Annotated in this window: 17 protein-coding genes and 3 pseudogenes; 18 read left to right on the forward strand and 2 right to left on the reverse strand. The window is 46.3% G+C overall.

Translation table 11 applies throughout. The features are described 5' to 3' along the window. Positions 1-65 precede the first annotated feature (65 nt). The 9 genes and pseudogenes from F7734_RS05200 (at position 66) to F7734_RS05250 (ending at position 4,795) form a co-directional block, all read left to right on the forward strand. Positions 66-524, forward strand: a complete 459-nt coding sequence (locus F7734_RS05200) for a peptidoglycan-binding domain-containing protein (protein ID WP_243146700.1) — start codon at positions 66-68, stop codon at positions 522-524. 130 nt (positions 525-654) lie between these two features. Further along, a pseudogene (locus F7734_RS05205) lies at positions 655-780 on the forward strand (DNA-binding response regulator); the annotation flags it as partial. 310 nt (positions 781-1,090) lie between these two features. Continuing rightward, on the forward strand, positions 1,091-1,648 hold the full coding sequence (locus F7734_RS05210) for a DsbA family protein (RefSeq protein WP_155743695.1): 558 nt from the start codon (positions 1,091-1,093) through the stop codon (positions 1,646-1,648). A 193-nt stretch (positions 1,649-1,841) separates the two neighbouring features. Then, positions 1,842-2,090: a hypothetical protein gene (locus tag F7734_RS05215; protein ID WP_155743696.1), complete on the forward strand. Its 249-nt coding sequence runs from the start codon at positions 1,842-1,844 to the stop codon at positions 2,088-2,090. Beyond that, a complete protein-coding gene (locus F7734_RS05220) occupies positions 2,069-2,515 on the forward strand; it encodes an SDR family oxidoreductase (RefSeq protein ID WP_347566132.1) in 447 nt (148 codons plus the stop codon). Before F7734_RS05215 ends, F7734_RS05220 begins: the two co-directional genes overlap by 22 nt. An 84-nt stretch (positions 2,516-2,599) precedes the next feature. Beyond that, a complete protein-coding gene (locus tag F7734_RS05225) occupies positions 2,600-2,737 on the forward strand; it encodes a hypothetical protein (protein ID WP_155743697.1) in 138 nt (45 codons plus the stop codon). Positions 2,738-2,801: 64 nt separating this feature from the next. Beyond that, a complete protein-coding gene (locus F7734_RS05230) occupies positions 2,802-3,542 on the forward strand; it encodes a CPBP family intramembrane glutamic endopeptidase (protein WP_155743698.1) in 741 nt (246 codons plus the stop codon). 62 nt (positions 3,543-3,604) lie between these two features. Continuing rightward, a complete protein-coding gene (locus F7734_RS05235) occupies positions 3,605-3,913 on the forward strand; it encodes a hypothetical protein (RefSeq protein ID WP_243146701.1) in 309 nt (102 codons plus the stop codon). Positions 3,914-4,396: 483 nt separating this feature from the next. After that, positions 4,397-4,795: a hypothetical protein gene (locus tag F7734_RS05250; RefSeq protein ID WP_243146702.1), complete on the forward strand. Its 399-nt coding sequence runs from the start codon at positions 4,397-4,399 to the stop codon at positions 4,793-4,795. Here F7734_RS05250 and F7734_RS05255 read toward each other — a convergent pair. Then, positions 4,791-5,060 (reverse strand): annotated as a pseudogene (locus F7734_RS05255) (FAD binding domain-containing protein); the annotation flags it as partial. The gene F7734_RS05250 and the pseudogene F7734_RS05255 overlap by 5 nt on opposite strands. A 245-nt stretch (positions 5,061-5,305) precedes the next feature. On the opposite strand from F7734_RS05255, the gene F7734_RS05265 reads away from it, so the two are divergent. From F7734_RS05265 to F7734_RS63120, 9 genes and pseudogenes are all read left to right on the forward strand, one after another. Next, positions 5,306-6,040 carry an SDR family oxidoreductase gene (locus F7734_RS05265; protein ID WP_155743700.1) on the forward strand — a complete coding sequence of 245 codons (735 nt, stop codon included), beginning with the start codon at positions 5,306-5,308 and terminating at the stop codon, positions 6,038-6,040. 187 nt (positions 6,041-6,227) lie between these two features. Continuing rightward, positions 6,228-7,229, forward strand: coding sequence for an aldo/keto reductase (locus tag F7734_RS05270; protein WP_155743701.1), 1,002 nt, complete (start codon positions 6,228-6,230; stop codon positions 7,227-7,229). Positions 7,230-7,232: 3 nt separating this feature from the next. Continuing rightward, a complete protein-coding gene (locus F7734_RS63115) occupies positions 7,233-7,376 on the forward strand; it encodes a CPBP family glutamic-type intramembrane protease (RefSeq protein ID WP_347566133.1) in 144 nt (47 codons plus the stop codon). A 28-nt stretch (positions 7,377-7,404) separates the two neighbouring features. Then, positions 7,405-8,196: a CPBP family intramembrane glutamic endopeptidase gene (locus F7734_RS05280; protein WP_155743702.1), complete on the forward strand. Its 792-nt coding sequence runs from the start codon at positions 7,405-7,407 to the stop codon at positions 8,194-8,196. Positions 8,197-8,552: 356 nt separating this feature from the next. Then, positions 8,553-9,590 carry an NAD(P)-dependent oxidoreductase gene (locus F7734_RS05285; RefSeq protein ID WP_155743703.1) on the forward strand — a complete coding sequence of 346 codons (1,038 nt, stop codon included), beginning with the start codon at positions 8,553-8,555 and terminating at the stop codon, positions 9,588-9,590. A gap of 12 nt (positions 9,591-9,602) precedes the next feature. Continuing rightward, positions 9,603-9,839, forward strand: coding sequence for a hypothetical protein (locus tag F7734_RS05290; RefSeq protein ID WP_155743704.1), 237 nt, complete (start codon positions 9,603-9,605; stop codon positions 9,837-9,839). A 71-nt stretch (positions 9,840-9,910) separates the two neighbouring features. Then, the gene (locus tag F7734_RS05295; protein ID WP_155743705.1) at positions 9,911-10,288 is read left to right on the forward strand and encodes a hypothetical protein; all 378 of its coding nucleotides are present in this window, start codon (positions 9,911-9,913) and stop codon (positions 10,286-10,288) included. A gap of 79 nt (positions 10,289-10,367) precedes the next feature. After that, positions 10,368-10,514 (forward strand): hypothetical protein, encoded by a 147-nt coding sequence (locus F7734_RS05300; RefSeq protein ID WP_155743706.1) that lies wholly within the window; start codon positions 10,368-10,370, stop codon positions 10,512-10,514. 180 nt (positions 10,515-10,694) lie between these two features. Further along, positions 10,695-10,844, forward strand: a pseudogene (locus F7734_RS63120) (Rid family hydrolase); the annotation flags it as partial. A 232-nt stretch (positions 10,845-11,076) separates the two neighbouring features. Here the strand turns inward: F7734_RS63120 and F7734_RS05310 are convergent. Further along, positions 11,077-12,909: a YARHG domain-containing protein gene (locus tag F7734_RS05310; RefSeq protein ID WP_155743763.1), complete on the reverse strand. Its 1,833-nt coding sequence runs from the start codon at positions 12,907-12,909 to the stop codon at positions 11,077-11,079. Positions 12,910-13,064: the final 155 nt, after the last annotated feature.

The following is a 13,064-nucleotide window of genomic DNA, read 5'->3' on the forward strand; positions in this document are numbered from 1 at the left end:
CATACACCTGAAGTTTCACAACTCAAGCAGGAACGTTTACTTCAAACAGAACTAGGAGAGTCATCATGCAATCTACAACATCTCTAAATTCAACGTTTCACACCTTTTTCATGCTGTCTAAAGTCCTCTTCGTAACCGCACTGACAGGCGGATTGATTGCGGTTTCGCTAGTGAATCGGGCGATCGCCACAACCATACCCCCTCAAGAACCGCCCATTTTAGTAGCAACTGCCTACACCGATCTCACGCTACCTACACTGCAATACGGCGATCGCGGCAGAAGCGTTCAACTGTTACAGCAAATTCTTTTAGACAATGGATTTTTGGGAGCCGCAGGAGTCAGGCTAGGAAATCCGTCTGGTGCAGTTGTGGATGGCGTATTTGGTTCAATTACACAGTCTGCGGTGAGAGATTTGCAGCAACGCTACCGCATTTCAGCAACAGGGCAAGTGAACCCTGTGACCTGGGAAGTGTTAGATATGCAGGAAAATCCTTACCGATCGCCGCTTCCCTGGAAACAGTAATTTTTCATCAGCCTGAAGATGAACAAGTGAGTGAGCATTCCACTTACTTGTTCATCTGAAATCCATGACAGATTTGGGTGAATTTCATAAACAGAGATTATTGTCACCGTCAATCGGGAGTAGCACTACAATGAGCCAAGCCACGACAATTCGGGTTTTGATTGCGGACGATCATGCCATTTTTCGGCAAGGATTAGCGACAATTATTAACCGTGACCCAGATATGAGGGTGATTGCACAAGCCGAAAATGGGGAATAGGCGATAAGCTGGGTACAGCTTGCGCTTCGCGAACGCACTCAAGCTGTGATTGTTGCCGTTAAACGCGGCATTGTCAGTTTATAGGATGTACTTGCGATGGAATTCGGATTCTAACTTGAGTTAGAGCCAACCTTCTATTTTGGGATAGAACGGTTGCTCCATCGATTTATAGTGGAAAAAATTTAACTGATTGTAGACGACAACTTAAAGTCAATTGTATATATTGAATTTATGTAAATCGTGTTCGAGTAAATTAACTGAGCAACTTAATTGCAAGATTTTAGTTTGCTTGTACAGATGTAAAAAGATGAGCGACGACCGTAGCCACAGTTCCTTACTTTTACCACCTTCAACCCAAGATCGTATTCAAGGTGTGCTAAGCGCTGCCGTAGTGCTGGTGATGTATGGGGACTATCAATGCTCTAGAAGTGGGGACGTTTACAAGATGATTAAAGTTATTAAACGAGAGCTTAGTGCTTCTTTTGGAGAGGATTATTTATGCTTCATCTTCCGCCATTTTCCGCAAACACAGATTCATCCTCATGCTCAACGAGCTGCCCAAGCTGCCGAAGCCGCCGCTGCCCAAGGACAGTTTTGGTCAATGCACGATACTTTATTTACCCATCAACAAAATTTGGAGAACGGTTATCTTATTGAGTACGCCAATGATTTAGGACTTGATATTCCTCAGTTTCTCAAAGAGTTGTCTAAACAAGTGTATATCGATCGCATCAATCAGGATATCGAAGGCGGAATGCAGAGTGGAGTAACGATTGCCCCAGCCCTGTTTATCAATGGCAATCGATATACCGGGCACTGGAACACAGCAGAGTTGACCGCAGCCATTACTTCTGCAAGTCATTAAGCTCCCCGAGCTTTGCTCACAATTGATATTTAATTTGTCCGTTAGTGCTGACAAGCTATCTAGTTCTGATGGCTAGCCTTTGCCTGTTTCACTAACAAAGTTGCCGCTTTTTGAACCATGACAATAACTGAATTCCTGCGTTTGACTTAGTGAATTGAAAATCAGTATTTCGTATTTTATTGAGGCTAATTTCATGACACATTTACTGGTACAAGGAAAAAATAATTCTGGGTATAAAGGTACACCTAAACCTGATTCTCTTCAGGACTCCTCAGTTAATCATGCTCTGATTGCGATCGCGCAAGAAGTCACTGAGTTGCTGAGACAAACTTACCCGATACAAACTGATGAATTAAAACAGGAGAAACAGACAATAATGCAGGCGTTGAATCACCCGGAAAACCGCTACACGAGCAGTCGATCGAACACTTCGATAACCTGATGGCGATTAACGTGCGGGGTCTGTTCTTGTGTATGAAATATGAAATTCAACAGATGATGACTCAAGGGTCTGGAGTCATCATCAATAATTCTTCAGTCAGCGGGCTAGTTGCGTTTGCGGGGACAAGTCCTTATGTTGCCAGTAAACATGCTGTGATGGGGTTGACCCGCACAGCGGCACTCGATTACGCCAAGCAAGGCATTCGGATCAATGCGGTTAATCCAGGTCTGATTGTTACAGAAATGCTGGATCGTTTTAGTCATCAAGATCCTGCTTTAGAGCAGCAACTTGTGGCGATCGTCCCGATAGGTCGAATGGGTCAACCGGGAGAAATTGCTGCAACTGTTGTGTTTCTGTGTTCTGATGCTGCCAGCTACATTACAGGTCAATCCTTAGTCATTGATGGCGGATACACAGCGAGTTAATTTTTGATTTTTGATGATGGAACTCACAGTGAATCGATCCATTTCAAGAGAGAAAAACCGGACTTAGATTTTAGGAGAAATAGAATGATACTACAAGATAAAGTGGCGTTAGTCACTGGTGGCACGTCGGGCATTGGTAGAGCAACGGCGATCGCTTACAAAGTGTTCAAACGCGACGAGGCATCTGAACCCGTTTCCCAAAGCTATCGGAAGGGCTGGTAATCCTGTCGAATCTCGAAACCATCAGCAACTGAAGTCAGCAACCAGATCAAAGGAGTCAATCACCATGTCTAAAGTGTCTTCTGACCACCCGCACAAGCCAGGGAAGCCCCCCGCCACGTCCTCGGCTCGGCCCAACAAGGTCTCCCGTCCGGGCTGGCCCGAGATTATCGTCGGACTCGTCGTCTATTTAATCGTAGGGTCTGGAGGCGTCTCGCTGTTCGAGCAACTTGGTCTTGACCCCGTGGTTTACGGACTGGTCTTGACTGCATGGACCGGCGTCGCCACGCTGATCGCGTTCGCGGTGGCTGCGCGGCTGCGGATTCGTTTTCTGAGTGCCTTCGGCGTGCGTCGAACCTCCGGACGCTGGCTCCCGATCAGCGTCGGAGTAGGACTGGTTGCCTTCGTGCTCAAGAGTCTGGCGATCCTAGCTTGGGTTCAGATCACTGGGGACACGAACAATGTCCAGGATGTTTACGGAGATGGCGCTGGCGGCGGGTTACTGTCTCTAGTTTTGAGCACGGTGTTCATTGCCGTCTTCTCACCCCTTGGTGAGGAACTGCTCTACCGAGGCATCGTCACCAACGCGCTGCTGCGCTACGGCCCGTTCGTTGGGGTCGTGGGCAGCACTGTGATCTTCGCTCTCATGCATGGGATCAACAACATCTTTCCCGCTGCTGTGGTGGCTGGTCTCGCCACCGCCGAGGTTTTCCGCCGCAGCGGATCGATCTGGCCCGGTCTCGTCGTCCACTTCGTTTTTAACCTGCCCTCGTTCCTGTTAATGGTGTTGTTTGCCAGCACAGGCTGATAAGACGGATTGGGTTTAATTTTGTGCTGAAAGTCGGTCTTGATTAAAACAGGAGAAGCAGAATGATACAAGATAAAGTGGCTTTGATTAAGTACAAAGATTTTGCGCCTCGGATTACTGAACGGGGCCCCTTCGGCGGACCTTCCGAGTATGAATCTTTCTCGGAGGTTGTGAGTGCTGTCAATCAGTGGATCGAAAGTACAACGATACAGGTGATCAATGTTGAAACTGTTGTTTTACCCGATCGCATCGAAGGCACCAGTGATGATGTCTACGGAGTGACGACCAGTAATGCTTTCCACCCAGTGATGATCAGTCAGGGTCTTGCAATTAATTGCTTTCAATGTGTGCGTGTCTGGTACAGAGAATAAGCTTCACCGGAGAAAGTAATGAAACGATTTACCTTGTTTACTTTCCTGTATCTGGCGCTGGGGGTTTGCCTGACGGCGATCGCGCTTGAATACCCAAACTTGCCTTCGGGTCTTCAAACCAGCCTGTTGATCAGTGCAGGAGCGTCCTACTTTGTTTGTATTCTCAGTACCTTCCCTTTTTGGCGAGAGGCGACGCTCCGCCCCTATCGCAGACGGAATTCAGCAATCCTTATGTTAGGGAAATGTTAAAAATGCTTCCTGTTAAGCCTGAGCCTATAATATTCGCCCAGATTTTTGCCAAGCTTACTTCTAATGGTCGTATTCATCCGCTTTCTACAGAAGTTGAACCCTCGTAAACTGGCGAAGGTATTGCTCAAATAACGCCATAAGCATCTGGATTTTAAGATTTGTTTTTCACAAATCTTATAGATTGTCAATCGCTTTAATAAATAGAAAAGTTAACGGAACAAAAAGGTATTTTTAATGTTTAGATTTGTAAAGTATATCAGTGTTGTTGCACTAATTGTTGCACCAAGTTTTTGGCAAGAAACGGCGTTCGCTCGTGAACGACCTCGTGAACGAACAGAAACTTATTGCTATCCTGTTATTCAAACACGTGTTTCTGAGGATCCTGCATATCACCCTCGTGCTTACGCCGATGGTTATCGTCAAGGGCTTGCTAGCGCTCAAAAAGGAGAAGCATATAAACCACGTACTGCTCTTGGGGAATTTGCTCGCGGTTTTGATGACGGTTACTTCGGTAAAGAATTTACTGGTCAGAAACATAGCGTTCCTAACCAGGTTTACTATGAGAAGACAACTGAGTGTTCTACACGGACTATCCGTTACAAACACTCTTTGAACATGCATCGGCTGCTCTAACTTTAAGATAATGCGCTCGTTCAGCAAAAGGTGAAGTAGGTAAGTCCACTGCCACAATCAACTCACCTTGTTGCAATACTGTGTCAATTTGCGGTGTATCGCCTGGTAAACGATGAAACTCAGTAACGGTAACTGCACCTTCACCTTTTGGTCCTGAAATCTTTACGACAGCATCTAAAGCCGCTAGTGCTACACACATATCAGAAGGATGAGTAGCGATACATTTATCACTTGCACCTAAAATAGCGTGAATGCGGTTATACCCGTACCCTTTTTCGGCAAGGATTAGCGACAATTATTAACCGTGACCCAGATATGAGGGTGATTGCACAAGCCGAAAATGGGGAATAGGCGATAAGCTGGGTACAGCTTGCGCTTCGCGAACGCACTCAAGCTGTGATTGTTGCCGTTAAACGCGGCATTGTCAAGCTTGCCCAAGTTGTACAGGCAGACATCCTAAAAGGAGCCTGACTGCCAATCAGCTTTAATCACCTACAAGGAACAATCACCATGTCAACTGTTGAGAACAAAGTTATTGCGATTACTGGAGCTAGTAGCGGTATTGGTGAAGCAACTGCTAGATTGCTGGCTCATCAGGGTTTACGGGTTATATTAGGGGCGCGGCGCACCGATCGACTGGAAGCAATTGCTGCCGAAATTCGCTCTAAGGGTGGCGAAGCAGAATATCGTACTCTTGATGTCACCAACCTCGAAGATATGCAAGCCTTTGTCGAGTTTGCCCAAGATAAATTTGGTCGCCTTGATGTTGTGGTGAACAATGCAGGCTTGATGCCACTCTCCAGGCTAGAGGTACTAAAGATCGATGAATGGAACCGCATGATTGATGTGAACATTCGTGGTGTGCTTCACGGAATTGCTGCTGCGCTACCCCTCTTTAAGCAGCAACGATCCGGGCAGTTTGTCAATCTATCTTCGATCGGCGGACACAACGTCTATCCAACCGCAGCCGTATACTGCGCCACTAAATTTGCAGTTTGGGCAATTTCCGAAGGACTGCGGCAAGAATCGACAGACATCCGAGTTACGGTGATTTCGCCTGGAGTGACGGAAACTGAACTTGCCAGCACGATCACGGATGCTGAAGCGGCGGAATGGGTGGAGGAATTTCGTGAGGCAGTGATTCCAGCAGATGCGATCGCACGTGCGATTGCCTTTGCGATCGAGCAACCCGCAGAGGTGGATGTGAATGAGATTATTGTTCGACCGATTGGACAAATGAGCTAAATCTCGGAAGTCGAGGGAACGCCTACATTCTTTGTCAGTGTGTGATACGAAGAAACGCAAAATTTAGAAGCACTATTGTTGATGATTCTAGAGACGCTGAGAGGATCAGTTTAAGAATTGTCTAAGAATCACGAGTTATATCAAAGTGAATCCAATGTTTTAGGGAATTATCCCAGGAGAAGTAATCATGCAGATGCGAAAGCTAGGCAATCAAGGACTAATGGTTTCAGAGATGGGGTTGGGCTGCATGGGCATGTCTGAGTACTATGGCAGCTTTGACGATCGAGAATCAATCGCCACAATTCATCATGCAATCGATCTCGGCATCAACTTCCTTGACACCGCAGATATCTATGGTCCATTCACGAATGAGCAGCTCGTTAGAAAAGCAATCCGCGATCGTCGTGATCAAGTGGTTGTTGCTACCAAGTTTGGTAATGTCCGCACATCGGATGGACAATTTCTAGGCGTGAGTGGTAAACCTGACTACGTGCGCTCTGCTTGTGATGCCTCTTTGCAGCGTTTAGCAATTGACACAATTGATCTCTACTATCAACATCGGGTTGATCCGACTATACCGATTGAAGAGACAATCGGAGCAATGGCAGAACTGGTACAGCAAGGCAAGGTTCGCTATCTTGGGATGTCAGAAGCAGCGCCAGCAACAATTCGACGAGCGCAAGCCGTTCATCCGATCAGCGCCTTGCAAACGGAATACTCGCTATGGAGCCGCGATCCAGAGGATGAGATTCTTCCCACAGTGCGCGAATTGGGGATCGGCTTTGTTGCCTACAGTCCGCTAGGGCGCGGCTTCCTCTCTGGTGCAATTACCAAACCAGAAGATTTAGATCCAACCGATTTTCGCAGCCAATCTCCCCGCTTTCAGGGTGAAAATTTTTACAAAAATCTGCAATTAGTCGAGCAAGTGAAGGCAATCGCGGCTCAAAAAAGCGTCACGCCCAGTCAGCTTGCTTTGGCTTGGCTCTTAGCCCAGGGTAAAGATATTGTACCGATCCCAGGCACGAAACGTCGCAAATACTTAAGAGAGAATGCAGATGGAGCAGACGTTACCCTTACACCAGAAGACCTACAGCGTATCGAAGTAGTTGCACCAAAAGAAATTGCTGTTGGAGAACGTTATGCACCTCGACATATGAGCAGTGTGATCAGTAAACGCATTCAGAAATGAACAATCGTCTTTCCCGCAGCCGTAGTTGCGGGTCTCGCCACTGCCGAGATCTTTCGCCGCAGCGGATCGGTCTGGACTGCTGTTATTGTTCACGTTGTTTTCAACTTGCTTACAATTCCGGCGATGATAATTGCTGGCATGAGCTAATAGGACGGATCATCTGGAGATTAAACCAATGGCAATTCTGAAACAATTCGGGATTTTATTTGTATTGGGCAGTGTGGGAATTATCATGTTTACGATCACGTCTATTCCTTTAGTCGAGCAACAGTTAGCGAAACTGTCTCCAGAAATACTGGAAAAAGTACCTCCATTGTGGATTTTAATGGTTCTGCAAGGACTACAGTATTTAATTCTACTAGCAATCAGCATTCTGATTGGGATTGGCTGTGCCTATCGTGTTGGATTAAGCTCCCATTTGATTGATCATTGGGTGTTTCATACCGCTAAGTCTCTATCTTTTGCTGTTGAAATGAAGTGGAGTTTGGGGATCGGCGCAGCGGCGGCGATTGTTCTCTTGTTGCTCGATCGGTTGATGCAACCTGCCCTACCTGAAGCGCTACGGGCAGCCAACAATACAGAGCCAAGTTGGTTGAATTTGCTCACAGCGATGTTCTATGGCGGCATCACTGAGGAAATTTTGATGCGCTGGGGTTTAATGTCGCTGCTTATTTGGATCGCATGGAAAGGGCTAAAACAAGGCGTTACGTTGCCAAGTCAAGGGATTTACCAGGGTGCGATCGTTCTAGCCGCGTTAGTATTTGGACTACTACACCTGCCAGCGACTGCCGCGATAGTTCCACTCACTCCAGTTGTGATTATCCGAGCGATATTACTCAATGGGATTGCTGGCATTGCTTTTGGTTGGCTCTTTTGGCAATACTCGCTTGAGGCTGCGATGTTATCCCATGTCAGCTTTCATGCCTTTTCCTTTGCTTTTAGCCTTTTGCTGGCAAGATTTGTCTAAGCTTTTTTCTAAAGTGATTTCACGATTGCTCCACCCTAAATCGATCCACTCAAATATTGAGAGAACACCATGAAAGCCAGTTACATCACTAGACAACCCTTAACAATCGATGGTGGGTATACAGCAGGCTAAATCGCGATCTGCCTTGGCAGATATCTTTTTGCGATACGGCTTTAGCCGTTAAGCTTCGCTTATCGCAGTTCCGAATAGGTGGTTTCTAAGCAATTTGCGGAATGACCTCGAAACAGGTTCACTATCGCTGAAAGAAGCACCATCAGAATCTGAAAGAAACTGAGTGTTGGAAGTCATCACACTTAAGTAAATGCAACTGATTTCATAACAAGAGGTAAAAAATCATGATACTTGAAAATAAGGTGGCTTTAGGACAGGTACTTTTTGCCGGAGGATCGGGCTTCGTGGGGCGCACTGCCATCAGGTGGTTCCGCGAGAGGCACCCCAGCGTTCGAGTGCTCGTCGGAGGACGGAACCTGCAATCGGCAGGTGAAGTCGCCCAGGAGGTGGGCGCTGCCGAAGCTGTTGCCATAGATCTCGATAAGCCCCGCTTGGGTCTCGGTGATGATGTCACAGTAGCTGCTGTGGTCATGTTGGCTCCCGAAGCCGGACTCAAAGGAGTGAGCTACGCGCAGGACTTGGGCATCCCTTACTTGAACATCAACGCTGCCCTCACCGAAATCGGACCTGAGTTGGCGATGTTCGCGCATCATGCGACCGCAGCACCCGTCGTGCTCGCCAGTCACTGGATGGCTGGTGCGGCTGTGTTTCTGGCACTCAACAGTGTCAAAGGCTTCGAGGTCATCCACTCCATCCAGATCGGAGCAATCCTCGACGAGAATGATCCAGCAGGTCCAGCGTCGCTCGAAGATATGGAGCGGGTACACGGAGCTGCTCCCCCCGCAATGGTATTCGAGGGTGGGCGGCGCGTATGGCTGTCCGGCGACGCAGCAAAGGGCAAGATCAAATCAATTGATGATCGCTCGCTCGATGCCACCGCATTTTCCACGTTCGATATCGTGAGCCTCCAGGTCGCCACCGGAGCATCGGATGTACGCTTCGACTTGGTAACCGATGAATCATCCAGCCGCCGTCGGGGCGGTGAGGCGGCCGCCGAGATCGTCGTCGAGAGCGAGGGCGAGATCGATGGTCAAACGAAGCGATCACGATCGATGCTGGAGTTCAAACATGGCGCAGCCTCACTCACGGGTCTCAGCGTTGTTCTTTCTCTCACATCAGTATTGGGACTGAACGACCGTTCTCCTGCCCCTCCTGGGCTTTACCTACCCGAACTACTCTCGGATACCAAATGGTTCCTGGATGAACTCCGCAGTGCGGGAGCGACTATTTACGAAGACTCTAAGTCAACTCTACAGTTTTAGGTGATGGATAAAATGATTAAGTACGAAGATTTCGCGCCTCGGATTACTGAACGCTTACCCTTTGGCGGACCTGCCGAGTATGAATCCTTCTCTGAGGTTGTGAGTGCTGTCAATCAGTGGATCGAAATTAGCACGATACAGGTGATCAATGTTGAAACCGTTGTTTTACCCGATCGGATCGAAGGCACAAGTGATGGTGTCTACGGAGTGACGGTCAGTAATGGTGTCTACCCAGTGATGATTAGTTAAGGCGTTACCATCAATTGCTTTCAATGTGTGCGGGTCTGGTACAGAGAATAAGCTTCACCGGAGAAGAAATAATGAAACGATTTACCTTGTTTACTTTCCTGTACCTCGCGCTGGGAGTCTGTCTAACGGCGATCGCGCTTGGATACCCAAATCTGCCTTCGGGTCTTCAAACCAGCTTGTTCATCAGTGCAGGAGTATCCTACCTTGTTTGTCTCTTCAGTACTTTCCCATTTTGGCGGGAGACGACGATCCGCTTCTATCGCAGCCGCAATTCATCGGTCATCCTATCCTCGTTGGTGATTGGATTCAATATTGTTTGGATGATCTGGGAGGTTCAAAGTCAGAACTGGACGATGGAAGCCATTTTACAAGCGTTTTCGCGGCTAATAGTTGTTTTACTGTTTGCTGAAAACATTATGATTATAAGGCAAGTGAATTCTGAACATTAGTGTCTAAATCGGATGATGCCGAAACCAACTTGTTTCAGCAACGCGAGATAGAGTCAAACGTACTAAACAAAGGAACACCATGAATCAGCCCAAGTTTTTTATCACTCCCGGTTATGGGGAATACATGCTGAATGAATTGCATTACTCGCAAGCGGTAAAAATTGGCAATCGAGTAGAGACATCTGGTCAAGTCGCTTCGCTCCAATTCGTAGTTCGTAATTCGTAATTCGTAATTATTACCCCATGCCTAAAGGCAGGGGCTTGTAATAAGGATGCTCCGCATTTTTTTCTTTTTCATAATTAAAATTAGGGGCTTGTACCCTTAATGAATTAATTATTAATTAATTTATTAATTTTTAATTACGAATTACGAATTACGAATTACGAATTATTCGGTCAAGGCGGGGTGGATGACAATCTGCAAATTCCCGAATCGCTTGCGGACGAGATTGCTCAGGCGTTTCGGAACGTAGAGCGAACCTTGGCGACTGCTGGTGCGAGCTGGGAGCATGTTGTCCACATCAATTCTTACCATGTTGGCGGCTTTCCCCCAGAGGTTAACGATGTGATGGTCAAGCTATTTCGCCATTACATGCCCAACCATGCCCCAATTTGGACAGAGCGTCTCAATGTGTCAGGGTGAACGCCTAACAAGTCACTTGCTTCTTGAATAGAAATATAAGGCATAATTCTAATTTACTTAACTATACCTAGATTAACCTAAGATTTTCTTGTACAGCGCTTACCCGATCGCACAACAAACCATTTCGTGGTAGATTTAGTCACTGTTACCGAAAATGCCTCCGATTGTAACGGTCTTGATATTTGTTGATATACTCTACATTCCATCTTTCTAAATCCGATAGTAATTCATTAGGAAAATTATCTGGTGAGTATTTCGGGCGATACCATGGCTGTCCATCAAAGTACTTTTGTAACCCAGCAGTCTGAAAACGGCGACCGTGACGTGCAAAAATGGCATTTCTCATAATATCTAGCTCAAAACCATCTTTCCCATCTAAATCTGCATCTGTGACTTCTCTTTGAGAAAGCCAGGAATAATCGTTTTTTCTGGCGTTTGCATCTGGCAATGTTGCCGAAGAGGATGTAGAAATTTCTTTAAAAAATAGCCGTTCGGGGGGTGCATTTGGATCTTTACTGGCAAACGCACAATAAGCATTGGAGTTGACTTTTCCGTAAGTTCTTAACAGGTCAATACAATTATTGCGATCGCTAAATCTAGCTACATAAACTTCAAATAACTCCTTGCCCGACAAATTTGGATACTGTGGAATCCGAAACATTCCAGCTTGAGAATAACCAACTGCTTGTAAAGCTTTCACTTGCATCAAAGCAGTTTGTGAAGTTGAGTAGGCAGAATCGGCAAGAAAATAAAAAGAATTGGGAAAATTTGCTTTATTAACATTTTGTTGTGTAGGTATTGGTGTATTTTGTGGTGAAGAAGCACTCTCGTTAGATGAGTTGGAACTCGGATTTTCTGTAACTTGATTGGGGGAGAGAGAACTATTAGAAGGTGCTTTAGAAGGCATCCCCAATGAAGCGTTTGGCTGTTCTACAGATTGAGGATTTCTTGTTAACACAAGACCAATAATCACAGAGGCTCCTATCAAACCAGCAGCCACAATAATGCTAAGACCAAGTGTTCCCCTTTGTTCTCTATTTTGAAGCGAAGTTTCACGAGAAGACACTCCTGGGTTGGCAAGAAGAGTTTCTTGAGATTTTGCTGGTAATGGAGGAGTGAAAGATGGTGGTTGTGTCAGAGGAGCAGTAGGAGGAATCAATAAACTGCCAGTCAGCAAAGCTTGCAGCATTTCCCTGGCACTGGAAAATCGATCTCGTGGATGGTACGCGATCGCTCGATTGAGTACGGCTACCGTCGTTGCGCTAACATTGGTAGCATGAGAGTGCCAAACAATTTCTCCAGAACTTGGATGTGTTTGTAACTCTTGTGGTGGTTTCCCTGTTAAAAGATAAATAGCTGTCAGTCCCAAACTATAAAGATCGCTAGCATAAACTGGTCTACCCATCGCTTGTTCGCTGGGCATATACCCTGGTGTACCAATGATAATTGAGCTAGTCGGGCTACCTTGGGAATTCAGCGCAGTTCCCATTGTTTCTCGTACTGCTCCAAAATCAATCAGTACAGGTTTGCCATCCCGATGACGTAAAATAACATTATCTGGTTTAATATCGCGATGAACGATGTTCTTTGAGTGTACGTACTCCAGAACAGGTAATAAACTTGCTAAAATCCCGGCAACAGTAGTTTCACTTAATACACCATGTTGTTTGAGTTTAGCTGTGAGGGTGTCACCTTCTACGTATTCTTGGACTAAGTAAAAGCGATCGTCCAACTGAAAATAAGCATACAGAGTTGGAATTTGGTCGCTGCTTCCACCCAACTCTTCCAAAATCGCTGCTTCTCTCTGAAACCGCTCTTGCACAAGTTGGTATACTTGAGGGTTATCGTGAATGGGTTTTAGTTGTTTAATCACACAACGTCGCAGTGAGGGCATTTGAGTATCTTCCGCTAGGGAAGTTTCTCCAAATCCTCCACTTCCCAATGTGCGAAGAATTCGATAGCGGTTATTCAGCAGCATTTGCGTCTTTAACAGTGAACAGTAACAGGCGATCGGTAACAGGCGATCGGTAACAGGCGATCGGTATCTACGATCTATACTATCTATCACCTTCTTTTTTTATTGGTATACTAGGTGCAAATATCAATACCCAATGCCCAATGCCCCATGTTAAC

The organism is Scytonema sp. UIC 10036, assembly GCF_009725235.1.